The sequence below is a fragment of the Vibrio sp. 10N.261.51.F12 genome (assembly GCF_041471725.1).
In the GTDB taxonomy this organism is placed as follows: Bacteria; Pseudomonadota; Gammaproteobacteria; order Enterobacterales; family Vibrionaceae; genus Vibrio.
Genome location: NZ_JBFROV010000022.1, coordinates 29,736 through 51,522, shown reverse-complemented (window position 1 = coordinate 51,522; position 21,787 = coordinate 29,736). Strand labels below are relative to the sequence as shown.

The following is a 21,787-nucleotide window of genomic DNA, read 5'->3' as shown; positions in this document are numbered from 1 at the left end:
ATTAAAAAATACCTCGACCACTCCAACATCAAAAACAACGAAAAAATAAGCCATTGATTGACAATAATAATCCACATGATAAGTTCATTTTAATTTCGATTTCCAGAATATCAAAGAGAACTCCAATCAATAGATTGAGGTGATTCGAATTGCAACTAAGTAGGGATATTAAGGCCTGTACTTAGCAGCCTTTTCGTTGGGTTTAAGCCTCTCGTTTATGAGAAGTTCAAATTCCTCTCTTTAGATAAAATGGAGTAGATTTCTATGAAAGTTACTATCGAAGTACGTTTACCAAAAAACCTATCTTTTTTGAATGGTCGATGCTGGGACTTAATAAATGCCGTATTGGTTGTACTGCAGTTATTTAGTTAAAACGGAATACAGGGCGATTTATCGCCCTGTTATTTTGACAAGCTACCCTAAAGTGCTGTGAGTTAATGTTACTGCTTGCCTAAAGCACTGTTGAATCTATCCTTCTGCACAGTCCCCTCCCCGCCACAAACTAGCAGATACTCTGCAATCGGTTTACCAACATACGCCCTGCTTACCTTCGCTGATGTCAGTGCGGTGAGCTCTTCAAGATTAATCCCTTTGCGATCAGCTACCCAATTAGCATCATTCACCGAGTTAACCGAACCCACTCACCAAACGGCAGATTGGTCAGTCACGGTTCTAGGGACTTCAACCTGCGTTGTTAACAGTATGGATCACTAACCCATACTGTTAACAACGCAGCAGTTCGCCCGTTTTACCTTTAACGTTGCTCGAAGTTTCGGCGCAACTGGCAAGTTCTTCAATCTCTACATGCCGTTTAGGTGCCCGTCCATCCCCTTGATTACCTCAATCGATTTAGTGACCTAAATCTCTAAGTTTTCGGCTACATGGAGCGCTTTCGAGCTTGCATAGCGCGCCTACTTCGTTTTATTTGAAAATATTTTACAAATAATTACAACGACTTAATATAAATTGGCCTACGATAGGCCAAATACTTAATAAACACTTAATCGTTCTAATTTTGTTCCGACTCATAGTCAATTCACACACCGTTGGCAAACTGGCAGTGCAACCATTGGTTAGAGGAGACCGCAGCTTTTCTTCGTTCTTCAGACTGAGTTCTATCTTGTTTGCTCCGGTGTTTTACAACCAACCTCGTTGTGTTTACTTTCACCGAATCTTCTAAGGCAATATCAAGATCCTAATCCAGTTCATCTGGGTTACCTGGTTCCTTACCGAAACGAATGTATCGTGAATTGATTGCAGGGCGAGGCATCACCGCGCTTGAAAAGAAAGAAATATAAGGGACCGGCTTTGGGCCGCCGGTGAGGTGATCGTGTCAGGATAAAGAATGTAAAAAAACCAGTTACCAAGGCGGTAACTGGTCAATAAATTGATGTGAACAAAGTTATTCACTAACAACGTCAGTTGGCTAGATAACCTTCGGCTTAATAAAGGTCACGTAAAATATACATGAAACTGATGCTTTGAAAACGCTTACACCTCATAAATGTAACAAAATGCGCACTCCATTTATAAAACTACACAATTACAGCTCGAATTAGAGCTTTTATCCCAACTCTCTTAGAGAACCTCAATACATCAGCAGACAATATGAAAAGGAATGCCTCGTTTATGTACGTATATGAACGATGATGGTCAAACACCCATAACCGTTAAAATCTCACCTATTAACCCGGCTCGAATCATGCTGCTAGACAACAACTGGTTAAACCCTTTAAAGGAAGGGTTGCTATAGTCCTTTTACTGCCCCCCCATCATGCATCACGATTTCCTGCTACTCATCGACTCAAGCTATCATAAGAATAATAAGTCATAAGCAATTGAATAATAATAAATAAAATCCAAACCACATCATAAAAAATACGACTTTTCGTCTTAAAAACCCTGTACAGATAGTATTTGGCCTATGATGTTCTTTTTACTACTAGAGCTGTACATCGATGATTTTTCAAAAGGTAACAACACCGCTTTTTTCGTGTTTTTTTAGGTGCCCACTGCTAGGGGCATTGAACGAAATAGTATAAGATGTACGGATATCGCTTAGGCAGGTGACCACGTGAATCAACCGTTAATCAAGCAAGTCGAAGATATTTGTGCCGCTCGTGGCGTTCGTTTAACCCCACAGAGACGTCAGGTATTTACACTCATATGCGACAATAAAAAAGCATCCAGTGCTTATGAGTTACTGGAACAGTTAAAAGCCAGCGAACCCCAAGCTAAGCCTCCGACTGTATACCGAGCTCTAGATTTTCTCTTGGAACAGGGGTTTATTCATCGCGTAGAATCCACAAATAGCTTTGTCTCGTGCTGTTCATTTGGTGAACACAAGCACTTTTCTCATCTCCTTATTTGTGACAAATGCGGTAATGTCGTTGAATTACAAGATGATAGTCTGATAGCCTTGTTGAATAGCAACGTTGATAAATATGGCTTTCAATATTCCAACCACGTTATAGAATCTCATGGTACCTGTCAGACGTGTTCGTCATTGGAAGATCACACATAAATAGAAGAAGTTATGCGCGCTGAATTTGTAAATCCGTTTTTAGCCTCACTCATCAATGTGCTAAAAACGATGGCATCAATGGAGATAAAACCATTGAAGCCTAGAATAAAAAAAGATGAAGTCGCACGTGGAGACGTGTCTGGGTTGATCGGCATGGTTGGCACTCAATCTCGAGGTTCAATGTCCATTACCTTTGAAGAAGGATTGGCGCTAGAGATTATGCAAAATATGCTCGGTGAACGACCTCACGGCTTGAATGAAGAAGTGACGGATATGGTCGGCGAGATTACGAATATGGTCACAGGCGGAGCGAAACGTATCCTTGCTGAGAAAGGGTTTGATTTTGATATGGCGACGCCTGTTGTTGTCTCAGGTAAAGGGCACACCATCAGACACAAATGCGATGGCGCCATAATCATCATGCCGTTTACCTCTGATTGGGGTAATGCTTTTATCGAAATTTGTTTCGAATAAAGCCACGCTCTCACAATCAGCCTATCGTTACTCAAATGCCAGTTCCTTCGTGACTGGCATTTTTTATGGCCATCACCTTCCCTGTCATTGATTTACTCGTGATATCGCCCTACCGTTAATCTCAGCAAAACGAATCAGCAAATCCGCAATAAGTGGACAGATATTATGTCAGATATAAAAAACCGATGCCTACGAGAAGCATCGGTTTTATCCGGCAACGATTCAGTCGTGAAGATTAATCGCCAGCTACCTTCATTGATTCAATCAAGATTGAACCGGTTTGAATTTGCGAACGCGTCTCTACGTCACTGCCGACAGCAACAATGTTTTTAAACATGGTTTCTAAATTAGAAGCAATCGTGATCTCAGAAACCGGGAATTGGATTTCACCATTTTCCACCCAAAATCCTGCGGCTCCTCGCGAATAATCACCCGTTACGGTATTCACGCCCTGCCCCATGACTTCTGTTACAAGCAGTCCAGTACCGAGTGTTTTCAACATTGCATCAAAATCTTGGCCCGTATTTTTCACGTACCAGTTATGAATGCCACCAGCATGCCCAGTAGGGGTCATGTTCATTTTACGCGCCGCATAACTGGTCAGTAGATAAGTCGCGAGTTGGCCATCTTTGATAATCTCAAGATCTTGAGTGAATAAACCTTCGCTATCAAATGGGCTCGATGCTAACCCACGTAATACGTGTGGCTTTTCTTCAACCTGAAACCATGTTGGTAAGATAGTCTCACCCAGCTTATCAAGAAGGAAAGACGATTTCCGGTATAGGTTACCCCCACTGATCGCCATCACTAGGTGCCCCATCAATCCTGTTGCCACATCATTGGCGAACATGATTGGATATTGGCCAGTTTTGATTTTTTGCGGGTCGAGCCTTTGTACGGTTTTCAGTGCCGCTTCTTTGCCAACTCGCTCTGGCGACCAAAGATCATCAACATGGCGAGCTAACGTGTAACTATAATCACGCTCCATATCGCCATTTTTGCCTTCACCAATGACACTACAGCTAATACTGTGTCGACTCGAGGCGTAGCCTGCAAGCAACCCATGGCTATTGCCGTACACCTTTACGCCGTAATGACTGTCATAGCTTGCACCATCACTTTGTTTGATTCGGTCGCTGTAAGATAACGCCGCTTTTTCTGCTGCAATAGCGCGTTGCGCAGCGGTGTCAGGGTTTGGCTCATCAGGGTGAAAAAGATCAAGGTCAGGGATGTTCGAGACCATCAGCTCTTTAGGTGCAGGACCTGCAAATGGGTCTTCAGACGTATATTGAGCAATGTCCAAAGCGGCAGCGACAGTCTGCGCAATGGCCTTTTCACTCAAATCGGAGGTTGAAGCGCTACCCTTGCGCTGACCACGATATACCGTGATGCCTAATGCGCCATCACTATTAAATTCGACGTTTTCCACTTCACACAGTCGTGTTGAAACGCTTAATCCAGTACTTTTTGTAATAGCGACTTCAGCGGCGTCTGCACTTACAGATGCCATGTCCAAAGCTTTAGCTACTGCGGCTTCTAGCTCCGCTTGTTGCTGTGCGACTTGCTCTCTTACGTCCATAATCCATCTAACTTTTATCATTTATCTTCGTCTAGAATAACAAGCTTTTCGCTTTCTCCCCAGATTTCTTGCTAAAATAGCCAATATTCGTAACGAGATAGTGATATAGGCAGAAAACATGGCTCGCAAAAATCAGAAAGCACCTTGGGAAGAGGAAGAAGAAATCATTTGGGTAAGTAGAACCGAAATGAAAAACGACATGGAAGCGTTGCAAAAATTAGGCGAAGAGCTTGTAGAGTTGAAGCCTTCCGCGTTGGCAAAATTCCCGCTAAGCGATGACCTAAGAGATGCGATCAAAGACGCGCAGCGCTTTAAAAATGAAGCTCGACGTCGCCAGTTACAATACATTGGTAAGGTCATGCGTAATATCGACCCAGAGCCAATTCAAGCCGCGCTAGATAAGCTACGTAACAAGCACTCTCAACTGACCGCAGCTTTCCATAAACTGGAAGAGCTCAGAGACAAGATTGTCGAAGAAGGCGATACCGCGATTGCAGAAGCAATGGAGACGTATCCAAACCTTGACCGCCATCGTTTACGCCAATTGGCTCGCCAAGCCAAGAAAGAGAAGTCAGCATCTAAACCGGCTAAGGCTTACCGTGAAATTTTCCAAGCACTGAAAGCGGAAGAAGTCGCAAAAGAAGAAGACCAAGCACAAGACCAAGCCGAGTAATATGGATTTAGGCAGTGAGCGGGACAATCACTCACTGCCAGCTCTTCCTGTGACGTTCGTCTTGAGCACCTAAAAAATGGATAGCGCACCATTAATGATGTGCAGCAAGCACAAACTCCGCTAGTTCCGTATTCTCATGCAGACTATCCAGTTCATTGATGTCTCCCGTCTCAGAAATCTTGCCATTGGACAGAAAAGCAAAACGATGAGCAATCGCCTTAGCGTCATTTAAATGATGGGTAACCATGATTACGGTAATCTCGTTTTCTTGAGCCAGTGTTTTGACGACCGAAAGCATCTCCTTTCTTAACAATGGATCCAACGCTGAGAACGGCTCATCTAACAACCAAATAGGCCGAGACTGAACAAAGCACCTCGCCAACGCCACGCGTTGTTTTTGCCCCCCAGAAAGCTCACCAGGTAGTCTATGTAGGTAATCTTGTAGTCCCACCTTACTGGCGGCCTCGGTCACCTTCTGAACCACCTCTGGCGTCATTTTTAAAGAAGGGCGCACACCCAACGCAATGTTTTCTTGTACGGTTAGATGCTCAAAAAGGTTATGGTCCTGGAATAGCATCGCTAATGGGCGTTGATGGGGCTCTAACGGTAGCAGTGACTTTCCGGCAGCAAGAATGTCCCCTGATTCAGGTTCACAAAAACCAGAGACCATCGCCAATAACGTCGACTTCCCCGCCCCACTCGGGCCAATCAAAGCCACAATGTCGCCTTTATTGACACATAAGGAGAACTCAAACCAATCCTGATGATATCGATATTTCGTTTGATTCAGCTCCAACATCATACTCACAATGCGCTCCTTTGCTTATCTTTCACGACTAATCGCTCGGTCAATGAAAACATGCCGATACTGACAGTAAAAAGTACTAACGACACCACGGCCGCGGCTTGCATTTGATAGCTGCCCAATAATTGATAAAGGTATAACGGCAATGTTTTAAAGTCCTGACTACCAAACAATGCAATCACGGTTAAATCCCCCAGCGATAAAATAAAGCTCATTGAAAAAGCATGCATCAGTGGCGCTCTTAGCGCTCGCCACTCCATACTGAAAAACCGGGCAACACCAAGAATACCAAGACTTTGCCAGAGTAAATGGTACTGTGTGGCGAGTTGAAGCATAGGTTGATTCAAGGTTTTAATCACAAAAGGTAGCGCCATTAACGCATTCACCAAGACAACAATAACCACGGCTAAACTAAACACATCCGTGACCCCGCGAAGCATAAGAAACGTTGCCGTACTCAATACCAATGCCGGTGTGACTAAAATTACCGTCCCCACCAATTCAATCTTATCCGCCAAGCGTAATTGCTCTTTCAGCCTTAACATTCGCGTCGAGCTTAGTATCAACACACCCGCAACGAGCGCAATAGTCGCGGATACAAAGGCAACCTGAATTGACGAAAAAAATGACTGCCAAAACACCACGTCTGTCAATACATCGAATATTTTTTGATTGAGTCCTGCGATGATCACCATCAATAACGGCGGGGCGACAAGTAAAAGGCTTACCATGATCCAAAAGGTATCCCACACCCTTTTTCGCCAAGAATCCAAAGGCTGAATCAAAGAGGCAACACCAAATGCACTGCCCCCCTCAACAACTCGGCTAAAGCGCCCAACGAACAGCACTAATAAAGAGCATATCGCCATTTGCCAAATAGCTAATACAGCGCCTACCTGTAGATCAAAGTCGAATTTAATTGCCTGATATATCGCGAGTTCAATCGTCGTTGCCTTAGGCCCCCCACCCAGCGCCATCACCGTGGCAAAACTGGTGAAGCAAAGCATGAATACCAGCCCGATAATATGGGGAAGGTGTTGTTTTATTCTCGGCCATTCCACCAACTTGAAGCATGTCCAGCTACTCATTCCTAGATGCTTAGCAAGGCGCCGCTGTTCTGTTGGTACACTTTCAATCGTCATTAATAATAAACGAGTTGAAAAAGGCAGATTAAAGAAAACATGCGTAATAAGAATGCCGTTCAAACCGTAGATTGAGAAAGGGAGCTTGGCATCAAACACACTCAAAAATTGTGCAAGAACGCCTTGATTGCCGTACACGGCAATAATACCAAACACCCCCACCAATACCGGAAGGACCAACGTAGTACCAAAAACCTTAAGTAGTAATCCTCGACCTATAAATTGCCGACGTGATAGTGCATGTGCCACTGGTAAAGCAAAACCCACGCTTAATAACGTGGATAGCGAGGCTTGATAGAAGCTGAATTTGGCAACATGCAGGTAATAAGCATCGGTCATCAAGTCACTGAAATTGCCCAACGACGAATAGGATAATAATGCCCACAGCGATGCCAATACATAAGCGGCAATAATGAAGACAATCACGATACCGGTTTTAGGTGTACGTATCACAAATACCTCGAAAAAAGCGGCCTAATATGGGCCGCTTAATAATGATGAGTTGAGTCAATGGTGGCGCTACTTAATAAGCGCAGATTGCCATTCACGAATCCACGTTTTTCGATTTTCTGCCACTTCATCTGGGCTAAAAGCCAACGCTTTGGCCGGCAATGTTAGCGTATCAAAGCCAGCAGGTAACTCGCTATCGATAACTGGGTACATCCAGTTTCCTGTCGGTATCTGAGATTGGAAGTCTTCCGATACCACAAACTGCATAAAGGCATCCGCTAGTTCACTGTTTTTAGTACTTGCGACCTTAGCCGCTACCTCTACTTGTGTGTAGTGCCCTTCTGAGAAGTTAGCCGCCACAAACCGTTCATCTTTTTCAGCGATAACGTGATAGGCAGGAGAGGTGGTATACGACAGCACCAAGTCGGCCTCTCCTTCTAAAAACATGGAATAGGCTTCAGACCAACCCTTGGTTACTGTCACTGTTTTTTTCGCGAGCTGTTGCCATGCCTCACTTGCTTGATCACCATAAACTGATTTGATCCACAGCAGCAGGCCTTGACCAGGCGTAGAGGTTCTTGGATCTTGATAAATCACGCTGAGATCGTCACGATCCTCAATCAGTGCTTTCAGGCTTGTTGGCGGATTTTTCACTTTTTCTTTGTTGTAAACAAACGCAAAGTAGCCATAGTCAAATGGGACAAACGTCTTATCTGTCCAACCATTTGGGAGCGTCAGTGCGCTAGTATCAACTCGGTGTTCTGACAGTAAACCGGATGACTTGGCTTCGCTCATTAAATTGTTATCAAGCCCCAACACAACATCGGCTTTCGTCGATGCGCCTTCTAAACGTAATCGATTCAGTATCGAGACACCATCATCCAAGGCAACAAATTGCAAATCACAACCACATTGTGCCTCGAACGCTTTCTCTATTGCTGGGCCCGGGCCCCAATCTGATGCAAAAGAATCATACGTGTACACGGTTAGTGTTGATGCATTCGCCAGCTGGGCGGCACCAAGAAGAGAAGCCGCCATCGCGACTTTGGAAATAGTAAAATTAAATAAGCGGGGGGAATTCACTGATTCTGTCCTTAGTTATTATTCTGCGTTCCATAAGCACAACCTTAATATCGGTCGTTTCGTTGCCATTGCTCGTGATCTTGCCCAGCGATCAGTCAGCAACAGCTTGGTGACTGATCTCACCGCAGCTTGCGCTGGGCAACATTATCGACGCTGAATTGTAACTGTTACGTCACAAATTCACCAACGCTATTCTATTGCCTCTGATCATATCCCCAGCGAGGAACTAACGCTTGCGCAATCCCCATGTGATCTAAGACACGGGCAACAATAAAATCGACCAAGTCATCGATGCTTTTAGGCTGATGATAAAACCCAGGAGCGGCCGGCATGATCGTCACCCCCATTTGCGATAGCTTGTGCATATTTTCTAAATGCAGGGTCGAAAACGGTGTTTCACGCACGACTAACAACAGTTGCCCACGCTCTTTGAGTACGACATCAGCCGCACGCTCAATGAGATTATCCGACATGCCATGTGCAATCGCCGCTACGCTCCCCGCAGAACAAGGACAAATGATCATTTGCTTAGGCGCGGCAGACCCAGACGCTACAGGTGAAAACCAATCTTCCTTGCCACACACTATCAGTTTTTCAGGCTGACAATTGAGTTGAGCCACCAGTACCTTATGCGCCGCTTCAGGCCCGCTGGGTAACTTGATATCATGTTCGGTTGCCAATACGACACGAGCGGCCGAGGAGATAAGCAGATGAACCGTGTAACCTGCTCCCAATAGACACTCTAGTAATCGCATGCCATAAGGTGCGCCTGACGCGCCAGTAAAGGCAAGGGTGATGGCTTTATCATGAGTGCCGTTAACACCTGTGATGCTGTTAGGGTTCATTACGCCAATGCCTCCAATAACTTGGGGTGAATGCCACCAAAACCGCCATTGCTCATAACCAATATTTGATCGCCAGCCTGAGCTTTCGATTGGATAGCTTGAACCAGCTCATCAACACTCTCTCTAACCTCACAAGGTTGAGCACATTGCGCAGCGATGTCAGCGACGGACCAATCGATATTGTCGGGTTGGAGCAAGAAGATTTCATCCGCATCCTTAAGAGATTCGGCCAATTTATCTTTATGTACACCCCGCTTCATTGTGGCAGAGCGAGGCTCTAACACGGCTAAAATTCGCTTATCACCGACCTTGTTTCTCAAACCATCAAGGGTCAGCGTTATTGCGGTTGGATGGTGAGCAAAATCATCATAAAGCGAGATTTGGTTCACTTCCCCCTTAAACTCAAGTCGACGCTTAGTGTTAATAAATTGACCTAAGGCTGCACAAGCAAGTTCAGGGGTCACACCAACGTGCCTCGCGCCCGCGATGGCCATCAGTGCATTGTCGACGTTGTGGTCGCCCACTAAATCCCAGCGCACGGTACCCACTTTTTCGCCGTGCAAATATACGTCAAAATGAGAGCCATCTTTTTGTTGCTTAACAGCATGCCAATCCGCCGATTCACCGGTATGCTCCACCTCACTCCAGCAGCCACGCCCAAGGACATCTTGAATTCCGCTATCGGCAGAGGGCGCTAAAATACGGCCATTACCAGGAACCGTTCGAACTAAATGATGGAATTGACGTTTTATTGCCTCTAGATCATCGAAAATATCAGCATGATCAAACTCAAGGTTGTTCATAATGAGCGTACGTGGATGATAGTGAACAAACTTAGAACGCTTATCAAAGAATGCACTATCGTATTCATCAGCCTCGACAACAAAAAACATCGATTCCCCTAAGCGAGCCGATTGACCAAAGTTCCCTAATACCCCCCCCACTAAGAAGCCTGGTTGATAACCACAGTCTTCTAAAATCCAGCTCAACATGCTGGATGTCGTGGTTTTTCCATGCGTTCCCGAGACGGCAATAACCCAGCGATCATGCAATAAAAACTCTTGCAACCACTGCGGCCCCGAGGTGTATTTTAGGTTTCTGTTCAATACATATTCAACGCAAGGATTACCTCGGCTCATGGCATTGCCAATCACTACTAAGTCGGGTGCTGGGTCTAGCTGGCTTGGATCAAAGCCCTCAATAATCTCAATTCCTTGAGATTGCAGGAGCGTGCTCATCGGTGGATAAACATTGGCATCACTACCGGTAACTCTATGACCTAATTGTTGAGCTAAAACGGCCGCGCCACCCATGAAGGTGCCACAAATACCAAGAATATGAATATGCATGTCGAGTTCTCTTTTGTTCGTGTGCGTCTTTCTCGCTTTCGCTATATATACCCAAACCACGCTATAAAAGCGAGGAAGTTAACAGTTACGCGGCGTTTTGTGACATTCATCATACAAATAGAGCGTTTATAACGGTTACTTCATTACCATTAAAAAGTTCTGAGCCCTACAATATTTCATGCGTGTAGATGAATACCCCCAAATCATCCATCTGCACTCCTCCCCCAAGATAATAGTTAGTAGATTAAAGGAAAATCCATGTCTGAAATGCGCACCCTAGGCGAGTTTATTGTTGAGAAACAGCACGACTTCCCCCACGCCAGTGGTGATTTATCATCCCTAATTTCTTCAATTCGACTTGCCGCTAAGATTGTAAACCGAGAAATCAACAAAGCGGGCTTGGTCGACATTACCGGAGCCGTCGGTACGGAGAATGTTCAAGGTGAAGCTCAGCAAAAACTAGACCTTTATGCTAATGACAAGTTCAAAGCAGCACTTGAAGCTCGTGACCAAGTGTGTGGCGTAGCCAGTGAAGAAGAAGATGAAGCCGTAGCATTCAACAAAGAACTTAATAAGAATGCAAAATACGTTGTACTGATGGACCCACTTGATGGTTCTTCAAATATCGACGTTAACGTGTCGGTTGGTACCATCTTCTCGATTTATCGTCGTGTGTCTCCGATTGGTACACCGCCAACACAAGAAGATTTTTTACAACCAGGTAATAAACAGGTTGCTGCGGGTTATGTGGTTTATGGTTCATCAACCATGCTGGTTTACACCACAGGTAAGGGCGTTAATGGCTTTACTTACGATCCATCCATCGGCACGTTCTGTCTTTCTCATGAAAACATGATGATTCCTCAAGATGGTTCTATTTATTCAATAAATGAAGGGAACTACATTCGCTTCCCGATGGGTGTAAAGAAGTACATTAAATACTGCCAAGAAAATGAACCTTCAGAAAATCGCCCGTATACCTCTCGCTACATTGGTTCATTGGTATCAGATTTTCACCGCAACCTTTTGAAAGGCGGCATCTATCTGTACCCAAGCACACAAAGCCACCCAAGCGGTAAGCTTCGTTTGCTTTATGAGTGCAACCCAATGGCGTTCATTATGGAGCAAGCTGGCGGCATCGCGTCCGATGGTAAGCAACGTATCATGGACATAAAACCAACAGAATTACACGAGCGCGTTCCGTTCTTTGTAGGCTCTAAGGTCATGGTAGAGAAAGTCGAATCTTTCCTAACTGAATACCCAGAATAATCATTTAATTCTGAGTAATATAAATTCGAAGTGCCTCTCAATGAGGCACTTTTTGTTTGTATTTTAAGCGTATATACTTTGTTTAACCCATTGGAACTACAACGCCTATCCTTAGTATCTATAGGGATTTAGAATAAAGAAGGAATGTCCAAATGAGCTTAAACCATGTACCTGCAGGTAAATCATTACCTGATGACATCTATGTTGTCATTGAGATCCCTGCCAACGCAGACCCTATCAAATATGAAGTCGACAAAGATTCTGGCGCCATATTCGTCGACCGTTTTATGTCTGCACCCATGTTTTATCCATGCAACTACGGCTACGTTAATGACACGCTCTCACTCGATGGTGATCCAGTAGACGTGTTAGTGCCAACCCCATACCCACTCATCCCTGGTGCCGTGATTCGTTGTCGCCCTGTTGGTGTGTTGAAGATGACCGACGAGTCTGGCGAAGACGCAAAGATTTTCGCGGTTCCGCACAGCAAAATTTCAAAAGAATATGAGCACATTCAAGACGTCGATGACATTCCCGTGTTACTTAAAGCTCAGATCACGCAGTTTTTTGAACGATACAAAGAACTCGAAGTGGGGAAATGGGTGAAGGTAGAAGGTTGGGCTGATGCTCAGGCTGCCCGTGATGAAATCCTCACCTCTTACGAGCGAGCACAAGAGAAATAGATTGATCAAAAAAGCGCTCTGGACGAGCGCTTTTTTGATGGTAAACCGATGTGAGCAGTTATCGCTTCAAGTAATTGTCGTTTAAGCTAATCACCGTTTTCAGGTAATCATCCAGAGTGTCGTCACGGGTTTCATCGCTTAGCTCTAGACTGCTTTCCTCTGTTATATTCTTCTGAAAAACGACGATTAACATCGTTGCAGATACCGTAATAAATCCTACCATTCAATCCCATAACAAAAGGATCCTGTTGGCAGTACTCATCTTTGCCCGCTTGATAACCCACTTGGTATGCCTTGTACTGCGCACTGGTCAAGGGCGGAGAGTCCTCTTTCAGCTCATTGTCACTTTTGATGACGTAACCTTTCAGCGCCCAAGCCTGACCAAAATCTTGCCATGCTTGGCTTTCAGTGGCTATTGGTGGCTGCAGTTGTACGCACCCTGCCATCATAAATCCAATGACCATCACAATGTAATTTTTCATCGTTCACTCCGTGAAAGCGCCCATCGCTAATTATGTAAACATGCCTTAACTTTAGCACTGAATCTAAATAGCCACTCGTTCCACACCGAGCATTATTCCACTTCAAATTGATACAGGAATATCACAGAGCTATACAGGCCAGAAATCGCTTCAACATAAAAGTCTTCAATTATACGATAACGGACGGTGAACTCACCCAAAGAGTTAAAGATGCCCACGCCATATTTAACCTGTAAGCCAGGCAATACATAGCCACTCACCGTCACTTGAGAGTCATCCCCAGATCCGGCCGTATCCAACTGTAAATCTTTCACACCAAACGCTTGGCCAATTTCACCCACCACTTTTCCGCTTTTTGCTAAGCTTAAACCAATCAAGGTCGTGGTTAGGGCGTTGCCTCCTGTCTCACCATCAATATCTTGGCCACGAAGCAAATATGACAACGCATTGGCTTGTTGCATGACCGGATCGGAGAATATTTCTATTTTAGGTTCACTTGCGAGCCCCGTGACTTTAACACCAGCCGTGACATCATCCGCTGTCGTATCAGGGTTTCGAATGGCTTTAATATTTACGTAGGGCTGGTCCACTGGACCCGTCATCAATATCTTACCTTCGTCGATCAATAAGTCTTGTCCAAATGAGCTGTAGGAACCGTTGACGATGTTCACCTCACCTTGAACAAATGGCCCTTTGTCTTTTTGGGACACATGCAGCTTGCCTTGTAAGCCACCTTTAAGACCAAAGGCAGAGACTGTAAAGTCATTGCCAATGGAGATGGCAACATCCGTTTCAATATTGAAAGGAACCTGCTCATTGTCTTCTTGTGGTGTCATATCAGCATTTAGCACCACCTGATCGCCCGATACAGCAACCGCACTTGGTGGAAGCTCTTCAACGGTGATTCGGCCCCATGGCAAAGCAATCGTCCCCGTCACCTTAGCGAGCTTGGGCGTGGCTTCAATAGTCATATCAGGCACGACTTTGACTTTGACCATTGGCGGTACGTCAACATTCAATTCATCTGCAAACACACGAATCTTACTGCGCCAATTATCAAGGTCTCGCCAGTTACCATCGCCGTTCACCAACAACTCACCGTCATTGGTTTGGATCTTGGCATCTAAAGTCCCATCATACCCATCGAGGTTAAGGACGACGTCACCCGATTCCACCTCTATTGGTGATATATCACCTTGAAGCGACAAATCAGCGATCTTGAAGTCACCGTATACTTGAGGGTGAAGGACATCACCTTTTATCTTAATTGAAGAACTCAAATTAGCTTTAAGCTGGTTGAACTCACCGACTATCGGTTGTAAAAAGTCGAGATTAAAAGTGGTGAGGTCCAGTTCACCGTCAATCTGCTTATCTTCAGCTAAGACATCCGGCAGGGTGACCTTTCCAGATAGGTCGCCATTATCCGTTACATCCAACAACCAAGACGCATTGAGTTCATCATTGGCTAAGTCGGCTTTTAATTGAATACTTTCCCACCCTAATACAAGCGGCGACTCTAACTTTTGTGTCACTTGTCCTTTGGGTATATTTACATCCAATTTCAGCTCTGGAGAGACATCAGGTGCCCATTTTGCCCAAACAGTGGCATTCACGGTTCCTTCAAGATCCGTTCGCTTGGGTACATAAGCTTTGATTTGTTCGAAGTTGAAGTTTTTCAGTGTCACCAACGCCTCTCCAGAGGCTCCTGCTTGAATATCTTTTTCTAAACATATCCGCGAACTCGACTGAGCCCAACAGTGTGCACTCACATCAGCAACCTGCTTCTCAACATCCACTTTTACTTGGATAGGTTGCTGAAGATCAAGTGGTCCTTGCTCCGTTTCAAAGTGAGCGCTTGCCAACTCTCCACTCCATATTAGGCTTGGCTTATCGACTAAGGCCCCAATGACTTTCAACTTGGCGGATAATAAGCTTGAAACCATATCCAAATTTAATTCATGTTCCGCCTGTGTACCTTGTAAGGCTAAATCCACCGAATCTATACGCTGATCCTGATATTGAATATCAGAAGCTTGAAGGCGAATATTGGCCTTAGCCTTCTCTATCGGTAGCGGTTGGGCATCACCAGAAAGTGACAGCTGCTCAATACTGGCCTCTTGCTCCCATTTCACCTTTTCGACTCGAAGATCAAGTGAGATATTAGGCTCTTTCATCTTGCCTTTTAGGCCGATATTCCCCATTAACAAGCCCTGTAACTCTGGTACAGTCTTAGCTATATCAGGAAAGTTAATCGCTACATCCATATTCCACGCGCTGTTGAGATTCCCTTTAGCACTGAGTTGGTTAGGGCCATGGGCAAGCGATAACCCCTTCGTATCGACTTTAAATTGTCCTTTTCCTGTAACATCTGAAGCATCAAGCTGGCCTTTAATCAATAAAGGATACTCTCGTAATATGCCGACTATATCTAATTTAGGAACTTGAACTTTCCAGCCACCAGCATCGGTCAATTCACCAGACGTCACTAATTGACCACTGATATCACCTTCGGCTTCAGGCCACTGTAAGCCGGGTTGAATGTGGGACAGCGCAACATCCGCTTTCCAGTTCACTGGCGCTTCCCAATTCGCCATCACGGCCCCCTCAACGCTGCCGCCCAATGTATCCAGCTTTAAGGTTTCAAGGCTAATTTGTGTCAGATCACCGCGACCTTGTACGTCAACACTGACATCCGGTATTTGCTTTCCCGATGCCTGTGTTTGCAAATTAACCTCATAGCCATCCAGTGAGCCTTTTGCCAGTAGCTTATCTATTGCAACTTTATACTCGCTTTCCCCATTTAATGGCCACGAAGCCTTACCATCGGTTAAGGTGAAATCAAAAGGTAATGTCGGTTCAAGGGGTTGTAAATCACCAGATAACTCTGCATCAATGATGCCAGAAAACTCACTATTTAAACGCAACTTTCCTACGCTACCATCCGCAGTCAGCGCCAACTTTTGTCCAGCCAAATCGGTTTCTTTTAGGTGAGCGTTTAATACGATGTCGAGTGGATAATCATTGTTTAAAGCAATATTGCCTGACAGCGATGCGTCGATCTGCGGCATATCTAATTCAAGGGTTTTGACACGCACATCATGCTTACCAGCAGAGCCCTGCAACCCCAAATGATTAACGATCACAGGCTCTTCTTGTTGAAGAGTAAAATCGTAAATATCAATACGTGTAATCTCGACTAACAAGGGTATGAGCACTTCTGGAAGCTGAATTGCTTGTTTCGTTTGTTCTTCTTGAGGCGCTTGCGCAGTTGTCGGTTCAGGCGCCTCCGGCGCGGCATCGCTCGCAGATAAAGACACCACTGGTGTTGTAAGCTGTGTTTTACCAATCGATAACTTTGAACCCGTCATCGCTAATGAGGTAGTAAAGGTATCCCAGCTAACGTTAGTGCCCAAAATATTAAGTTTGATATCACTTAAGTTCACCATACCAATGGCCAACGGAATGGGTGTCGAGATGGACGTTAACGGCTCACTAGGCTCCGGAGGAATATCGCTAGGAGCAACCTCAGGCATCGAGAAGTCTAGACCTTGAACAGATAACTCGTTAACACAGACTCTGGGATCGCTAAGGCAATTTAGATCCACGGCAAGCGTTAATGAATCGGCCTTCAGGTCAATAAACAACGACTCATCCTTAAACGAAACGTTGTTCAGTGTAAACTTAGGAAACAACGCCCCTTCTGCCGACTCTACCTTTAATTCTGGTAGGGCTTGGTTCGCCCCCCATAAAATCGTGGTTAACCCTTTGTTTGTAAAAAGAGCAAACGCAATCAACGCCAAGATCAATACCAGTAGCGCTGTCAGTGTCAATGACACCCACTTTGTTACGCGCCAAACTTTTAACATCATAACTCTGGCCCTAAACTAAAGTGAATTCGCCATTCTGCTTGCGGTTTGTCATCCAACCCTTTTGCAAAATCAAATTTAATTGGACCAACCGGAGAGACCCAACGGATTCCAACACCCGCCCCTCGCTTCCAAACAGGCGAATCGTCAAAGGCATCACCAACATCAAAGAATGTGGCCGCCCACCAATCGTTGTATATTCGATATTGATATTCTAATGAGCTGGTTGCTAAGTATTGGCCACCCGTTTTATTACCGGCAGAATCTACTGGAGAAATACTTTCATAATCGTAACCCCTAATGCTGTTGTCACCACCAGCGTAAAAACGCAATGATGGGGAAAGCTTAGAAGGGTCATCGGCGATATTGGCACCCAAGTCAACCTTAAAGAGACCACGATGATTTTCACCAATACTGCTGATCCAGGTAGAGGTGCCTCGCATTCTGAATACCGAGGTTTCGGAGAGTGCTCGTTTGTCGCCGACCTCAAACATTATGGTTTGCTTGTTACCACTCATCGGCAATACGCCTCCTCGAGAGACGACTCGTGAGTAGGACAAACCCGGCAAAACAAACTGCCCAACATCACCTTCTAAATTTCGTTCGTAGTCTTCAACAAGGTAACGGATATAGGCAGTACGATGCCAACCTCGGTCAAGCACCCAATGGCGCTCAAATGCTAGGTTAGATTCCAAGGTTTTCTTATCACTACGATTGACATTTTTTAGGCCATATTGGATGACGTAATAATCCTTTAATACATCGTCTAACGGAATTTTATAAGCTGCTGTTACCTGTTGCTCAGGAATAGAAAGATCGAGGCTGGTATTGAAGCTATGCCCGCGTTGGTTAATCCACGGTTTCTTCCATTTGAACTTAACCTTAGCGCCAACATCGGTTGAATAGCCTAAACCGGTTTCAAATTGATTTTTTACTTGTGGCGCCAAGGATACCTTCATCGGTATTTCACGGCCGTTACCCACCTGAGTGAGATCAGGTTCAACGAAAACCGAAGAGAACCATTCTGTATTTGATAGGTTTTGGTTATGCTCTCCCACCTTCCCGACTTGGTAGAAATCTCCACTTTTATAAGGCTGTAAAGACTGCACTCTATCAATATCGATCTGACTTCCTGTAATCGTTGCCTGCCCAAATTGATAGCGAATCCCACTATCAAAATGCAAACGAATAAAAGCTTGATTGAGCTCAGGAACGACCTCTAGGCGACTCAACGAATAAGTACCATCAAAGTACCCTTTTCGCAAAGCGAGGTTACGAATACTAGATTTCAATGAGTCATATTGACTATGGTTAAGAACTTGACCTTCTTTGAGCGGTGTCACTCTGATAAGACGCAAAAAGTCGGCATCGTCTTTCGCTTCACCTGTCAAAACAATATCCATCAGTTTGACGCGCATAGGTTCGCCCGGCGTTACTGTCACCGTCAACTCATCTTGCTTGTCGTTCACTGAGAAATCACTTTTGGCGTGGTAATAGCCTAAAGCACTGAGAGCAACATCAATGTCTTTGGTCAGGCGTGACTGAAAACGCAGTGATGTTGAATATTCACTCGGTGAAATGGCAGACACATACGCATCCACATTATCTTGCAAGGGGCCGCTCAATCCATTGATGTTTAGGCTAATCTCATCCTTTGCCATCACTGACATGGACGCGAGCATAAACATTAGCGGTGGAAAAACTCTCTTTATCATGCTTTATTATCGAGACTGAAATTCGCTATTTTTGTTATTAGTTTGAATGATAACCTTGTTCAATTTGTAAGTCTTTATCTAACAACCCATACCGATCGAAAAGTATCATTTTCATACGACTGTTAGCGATGTTGTCTCACTATAGTAGTCCAAAAAAGGAAGAACTCATGCGAAAAACAGACATGATCACCAAACAACAAGCCCTTCCTGGTAGGGAAAGCGCCATCGCGACAATGGAACCACACTATATCTATCATAATGATTTACAGGCGCCTTTAACGAATGATGAAGACAGCATCATTGTTGGCTTAGGGTGTTTTTGGGGAGCAGAGCGAGTGTTTTGGCAACTACCCGGGGTCACCAATACCTCCGTTGGATACGCGGGAGGGTATACGCCTAATCCGACCTATGAGGAGGTTTGTTCCGGTATGACTGGACACACAGAGGTCGTCCGCATTGTTTTTGACACAACACAAATCCGTCTTTCGGAGCTTCTTAAAGTGTTCTGGGAAACTCATGATCCGACACAAGGCATGCGTCAAGGTAATGATGTGGGGACTCAATATCGTTCCGCTATTTATTACCACAATGATGCACAGCGAGATATTGTCGAGACAAGCGTTCGTTTATTTCAGACAGCGCTGGGGGACTCAAGACCGATTCAAACAGAAATAGCCCTAGCGAGTGGCTACTACTTTGCCGAGGTGTATCATCAGCAATATCTTGCTAAAAACCCAAATGGGTATTGTGGCATAGGCGGCACTGGCGTTTGTTTTCCACCAGAATAACGGCGCGTAAACCCAAAGGATGCCCAGTAAACAAAAACGCCTCAGAACAAGTCTGAGGCGTTTTAATGCTCGGGATGAGATCGCCTTATACTTACAAAGCTAAGGCAGCAATCTCTCCATTAATTTCTTTAAAAGCATCCAATTTGCGTCGGTCTTCCATGCCAGGCAACAATACCTTGCCATTATCAAACATGAACAACCCTAGCCCTGCAATAAAAAATTGCCCTTTGAATAACGTTTTGACAAATTTTGCTATCTGTTTGGGACGATAAACCGTAAATTTTCGCAGCATAACCTAACCTCAATATCCGTTTGAGTAAATCTAGTGTCAAACACCTTTAAAGTGTCTCGCAATATCTTTTGCGTCTGACTAGAAGTATACCTGAACTTTTGTATTAGACAAAACAAAAATTAACATCTTTGCAACAAGTTATAAATCACTGTTATGCTTGTAGTGATTTTATCAAGTGTAGGACATATCTTGGTCAGATCGAACTCTATAAGTTGTAGTTAACCTAAGGCTCGCCTATGGTTAGCCCGAAATCTAATAAAAATATGGAAATATAATAATGAAACTAAAGTCTCTCCTGTCATTAACACTTATCTTTATACCTACTCTTGCAATGGCGACGAATGTACAAGTGGGTGGCAATGCTCGCTCCGTTTCAGTCAAAGCGCACGGTGAACTTATTTTAGACAGTGATACCATTAATTATACAGAGTGGAAAAGCCAACAAATGCTCGGTAAAGTACGCGTCATCCAAGCCATTGCTGGGCGCAGTAGTTCTAAAAAAATGAATGCAGCGTTAATGACGGCCATTACCGACGCTAAATTCCCCGAAGACAGCTATCAAACCACCACTATTATCAATCAAGACGATGCGATTTGGGGAACCGGATCCTTCGTTAAGTCTTCAGCAGAAGACAGTAAAAAAGAATTCCCTTGGTCTTCAATGGTACTCGATGAGCATGGCCTCGTTGCCAATGCATGGCAATTACAAGAAGAAAGTTCTGCCATCATTCTGCAAGATAAGTCAGGTAAAGTCCTGTTTGTAAAAGAAGGCGTACTGAGCGATGACGAGATTAAATCCGTTCTCGGTTTAATAACACAAAGCTTATAGTCCCTGCGTCATTGGTAAAAGGGAGTATGTCTCCCTTTTATATTCACAAAAAATAAAAACAATCCTACCGTTTCATCTGGCAAATTCTATCGATTGTTATACTATAACACTCACTTTTTCATGGAAGAGCGTAATTCGTGCCACATACTCCAGCCACAACATCGAGTACACATTTGTATTATGCGCTCGCATTGAGCCTGCTCTTACTATCGATCAACTTTATTTCAATCGACCATCGCTATGATTTTCATGGCGATCATCAACATCATCACTGCGCGCTCTATGCAAAAGGCACACATTCCCTTCCTATTGTTGACCTCAAAGTATCGCCTATCGTCACCTACACAGTCTCAACGATAGTGTTGAATCATGGTATCGATAACACGTTGCCTCTTTCTGTTTCAGCCCGATCTCCACCTTCTACGCTGTAAACCATACGGCCGACACCAATAAATATATTTACTCAGATTTTTAACAAGGACTCACCATGAAACTACGTATGACTTTACTGGCAACGATGATTGTCTCTTCTACGGCAATGGCAAATGACGAATTTCGCCAGCACGATGCTCATGTCCACGGGCAAGTAGCAATGAACATTGCTCAAGACGGTCAAGATTTATTGTTTGAAATTACTGCACCAGGTGCTGATGTCGTCGGATTTGAGCATACCGCGAATACTGAGGCTGAAAAAAAGAAGATCGCAAACGCAGAAATGCTCCTAGCAAAAGCTGATAATATCTTCACGCTACCTAGCTCACTCGGCTGTACTATTGTTGATACTCACATTGAGCATGGGTTAAGCGCTCACGACGAACACAGTGACCATGATAATCACGGACATGACGATCATGAACACGACAAGCATGACGATCATGGACATGACGACCATGGGCACGATAATCACGCCGATCATAGTGACCACGACCACGACCACGA

At 44.6% G+C, this 21,787-nt stretch carries 19 protein-coding genes; 9 read left to right on the top strand and 10 right to left on the bottom strand.

Annotated elements, in window-relative coordinates:
• Positions 1 to 2,074 precede the first annotated feature (2,074 nt).
• Together zur and AB4405_RS14620 are read left to right on the top strand one after the other, a co-directional pair.
• The gene (zur, locus tag AB4405_RS14625) at positions 2,075 to 2,524 is read left to right on the top strand and encodes a zinc uptake transcriptional repressor Zur (protein WP_102471291.1); all 450 of its coding nucleotides are present in this window, start codon (positions 2,075 to 2,077) and stop codon (positions 2,522 to 2,524) included.
• A 12-nt stretch (positions 2,525 to 2,536) separates the two neighbouring features.
• The gene (locus tag AB4405_RS14620; RefSeq protein ID WP_102471292.1) at positions 2,537 to 2,998 is read left to right on the top strand and encodes a chemotaxis protein CheX; all 462 of its coding nucleotides are present in this window, start codon (positions 2,537 to 2,539) and stop codon (positions 2,996 to 2,998) included.
• A gap of 235 nt (positions 2,999 to 3,233) precedes the next feature.
• Here the strand turns inward: AB4405_RS14620 and pmbA are convergent, their stop codons facing one another.
• Entirely contained in the window at positions 3,234 to 4,577 is a 1,344-nt protein-coding gene (pmbA, locus tag AB4405_RS14615) for a metalloprotease PmbA (protein ID WP_372061520.1), read from the bottom strand.
• A gap of 118 nt (positions 4,578 to 4,695) precedes the next feature.
• On the opposite strand from pmbA, the gene yjgA reads away from it, so the two are divergent.
• Positions 4,696 to 5,250 carry a ribosome biogenesis factor YjgA gene (gene yjgA / locus AB4405_RS14610; protein ID WP_102471294.1) on the top strand — a complete coding sequence of 185 codons (555 nt, stop codon included), beginning with the start codon at positions 4,696 to 4,698 and terminating at the stop codon, positions 5,248 to 5,250.
• A gap of 91 nt (positions 5,251 to 5,341) precedes the next feature.
• On the opposite strand, the gene thiQ is transcribed toward yjgA, so the two are convergent.
• The 5 genes from thiQ to mpl form a co-directional block, all read right to left on the bottom strand.
• Entirely contained in the window at positions 5,342 to 6,049 is a 708-nt protein-coding gene (gene thiQ, locus AB4405_RS14605; RefSeq protein ID WP_372061519.1) for a thiamine ABC transporter ATP-binding protein, read from the bottom strand.
• 5 nt (positions 6,050 to 6,054) lie between these two features.
• A complete protein-coding gene (thiP, locus tag AB4405_RS14600) occupies positions 6,055 to 7,650 on the bottom strand; it encodes a thiamine/thiamine pyrophosphate ABC transporter permease (protein WP_372061506.1) in 1,596 nt (531 codons plus the stop codon).
• A gap of 66 nt (positions 7,651 to 7,716) precedes the next feature.
• A complete protein-coding gene (gene thiB, locus AB4405_RS14595; RefSeq protein ID WP_102471346.1) occupies positions 7,717 to 8,685 on the bottom strand; it encodes a thiamine ABC transporter substrate binding subunit in 969 nt (322 codons plus the stop codon).
• 239 nt (positions 8,686 to 8,924) lie between these two features.
• Entirely contained in the window at positions 8,925 to 9,575 is a 651-nt protein-coding gene (locus AB4405_RS14590; protein WP_372061505.1) for a flavin prenyltransferase UbiX, read from the bottom strand.
• On the bottom strand, positions 9,575 to 10,924 hold the full coding sequence (gene mpl, locus AB4405_RS14585; protein WP_372061504.1) for a UDP-N-acetylmuramate:L-alanyl-gamma-D-glutamyl-meso-diaminopimelate ligase: 1,350 nt from the start codon (positions 10,922 to 10,924) through the stop codon (positions 9,575 to 9,577). The genes AB4405_RS14590 and mpl overlap by 1 nt, the downstream gene beginning before the upstream one ends.
• A 258-nt stretch (positions 10,925 to 11,182) precedes the next feature.
• Between mpl and fbp the strand changes: the two genes are divergently transcribed.
• On the top strand, positions 11,183 to 12,193 hold the full coding sequence (fbp, locus tag AB4405_RS14580) for a class 1 fructose-bisphosphatase (protein ID WP_102471298.1): 1,011 nt from the start codon (positions 11,183 to 11,185) through the stop codon (positions 12,191 to 12,193).
• A gap of 152 nt (positions 12,194 to 12,345) precedes the next feature.
• Positions 12,346 to 12,876 carry an inorganic diphosphatase gene (gene ppa / locus AB4405_RS14575; RefSeq protein ID WP_372061503.1) on the top strand — a complete coding sequence of 177 codons (531 nt, stop codon included), beginning with the start codon at positions 12,346 to 12,348 and terminating at the stop codon, positions 12,874 to 12,876.
• Between the two features lie 131 nt (positions 12,877 to 13,007).
• Here ppa and AB4405_RS14570 read toward each other — a convergent pair whose 3' ends face one another.
• The 3 genes from AB4405_RS14570 to AB4405_RS14560 all read right to left on the bottom strand — a co-directional run bounded on the left by AB4405_RS14570 (position 13,008) and on the right by AB4405_RS14560 (position 18,939).
• Complete coding sequence (locus AB4405_RS14570; RefSeq protein WP_372061502.1) at positions 13,008 to 13,358, bottom strand: DUF2799 domain-containing protein; 351 nt, start codon at positions 13,356 to 13,358, stop codon at positions 13,008 to 13,010.
• Between the two features lie 92 nt (positions 13,359 to 13,450).
• Complete coding sequence (locus AB4405_RS14565) at positions 13,451 to 17,224, bottom strand: translocation/assembly module TamB domain-containing protein (RefSeq protein ID WP_372061517.1); 3,774 nt, start codon at positions 17,222 to 17,224, stop codon at positions 13,451 to 13,453.
• Positions 17,224 to 18,939 carry an autotransporter assembly complex family protein gene (locus tag AB4405_RS14560; RefSeq protein ID WP_372061501.1) on the bottom strand — a complete coding sequence of 572 codons (1,716 nt, stop codon included), beginning with the start codon at positions 18,937 to 18,939 and terminating at the stop codon, positions 17,224 to 17,226. The genes AB4405_RS14565 and AB4405_RS14560 overlap by 1 nt, the downstream gene beginning before the upstream one ends.
• A gap of 167 nt (positions 18,940 to 19,106) precedes the next feature.
• On the opposite strand from AB4405_RS14560, the gene msrA reads away from it, so the two are divergent.
• Entirely contained in the window at positions 19,107 to 19,727 is a 621-nt protein-coding gene (gene msrA / locus AB4405_RS14555; protein ID WP_372061499.1) for a peptide-methionine (S)-S-oxide reductase MsrA, read from the top strand.
• Between the two features lie 91 nt (positions 19,728 to 19,818).
• Here msrA and AB4405_RS14550 read toward each other — a convergent pair whose 3' ends face one another.
• Complete coding sequence (locus tag AB4405_RS14550) at positions 19,819 to 20,019, bottom strand: DUF1107 family protein (RefSeq protein ID WP_102471304.1); 201 nt, start codon at positions 20,017 to 20,019, stop codon at positions 19,819 to 19,821.
• 277 nt (positions 20,020 to 20,296) lie between these two features.
• Between AB4405_RS14550 and AB4405_RS14545 the strand changes: the two genes are divergently transcribed.
• From AB4405_RS14545 to AB4405_RS14535, 3 genes are all read left to right on the top strand, one after another.
• Positions 20,297 to 20,848, top strand: coding sequence for a YtfJ family protein (locus AB4405_RS14545; protein WP_102471305.1), 552 nt, complete (start codon positions 20,297 to 20,299; stop codon positions 20,846 to 20,848).
• 137 nt (positions 20,849 to 20,985) lie between these two features.
• Complete coding sequence (locus tag AB4405_RS14540; protein ID WP_102471306.1) at positions 20,986 to 21,279, top strand: DUF2607 family protein; 294 nt, start codon at positions 20,986 to 20,988, stop codon at positions 21,277 to 21,279.
• A 56-nt stretch (positions 21,280 to 21,335) separates the two neighbouring features.
• A partial coding sequence (locus AB4405_RS14535; RefSeq protein ID WP_372061497.1) for a DUF2796 domain-containing protein occupies positions 21,336 to 21,787 on the top strand: 452 nt, incomplete at its 3' end.

Coding starts and splice junctions, on each gene's coding strand:
- AB4405_RS14620 (WP_102471292.1), top strand. CDS start 2,537: ATGCGCGCTGAATTTGTAAATCCGTTTTTAGCCTCACTCATCAATGTG.
- pmbA (WP_372061520.1), bottom strand. CDS start 4,577: ATGGACGTAAGAGAGCAAGTCGCACAGCAACAAGCGGAGCTAGAAGCC.
- yjgA (WP_102471294.1), top strand. CDS start 4,696: ATGGCTCGCAAAAATCAGAAAGCACCTTGGGAAGAGGAAGAAGAAATC.
- thiQ (WP_372061519.1), bottom strand. CDS start 6,049: ATGTTGGAGCTGAATCAAACGAAATATCGATATCATCAGGATTGGTTT.
- thiB (WP_102471346.1), bottom strand. CDS start 8,685: ATGGCGGCTTCTCTTCTTGGTGCCGCCCAGCTGGCGAATGCATCAACA.
- AB4405_RS14590 (WP_372061505.1), bottom strand. CDS start 9,575: ATGAACCCTAACAGCATCACAGGTGTTAACGGCACTCATGATAAAGCC.
- mpl (WP_372061504.1), bottom strand. CDS start 10,924: ATGCATATTCATATTCTTGGTATTTGTGGCACCTTCATGGGTGGCGCG.
- fbp (WP_102471298.1), top strand. CDS start 11,183: ATGTCTGAAATGCGCACCCTAGGCGAGTTTATTGTTGAGAAACAGCAC.
- ppa (WP_372061503.1), top strand. CDS start 12,346: ATGAGCTTAAACCATGTACCTGCAGGTAAATCATTACCTGATGACATC.
- AB4405_RS14570 (WP_372061502.1), bottom strand. CDS start 13,358: ATGAAAAATTACATTGTGATGGTCATTGGATTTATGATGGCAGGGTGC.
- AB4405_RS14565 (WP_372061517.1), bottom strand. CDS start 17,224: ATGTTAAAAGTTTGGCGCGTAACAAAGTGGGTGTCATTGACACTGACA.
- AB4405_RS14560 (WP_372061501.1), bottom strand. CDS start 18,939: ATGATAAAGAGAGTTTTTCCACCGCTAATGTTTATGCTCGCGTCCATG.
- msrA (WP_372061499.1), top strand. CDS start 19,107: ATGCGAAAAACAGACATGATCACCAAACAACAAGCCCTTCCTGGTAGG.
- AB4405_RS14550 (WP_102471304.1), bottom strand. CDS start 20,019: ATGCTGCGAAAATTTACGGTTTATCGTCCCAAACAGATAGCAAAATTT.
- AB4405_RS14545 (WP_102471305.1), top strand. CDS start 20,297: ATGAAACTAAAGTCTCTCCTGTCATTAACACTTATCTTTATACCTACT.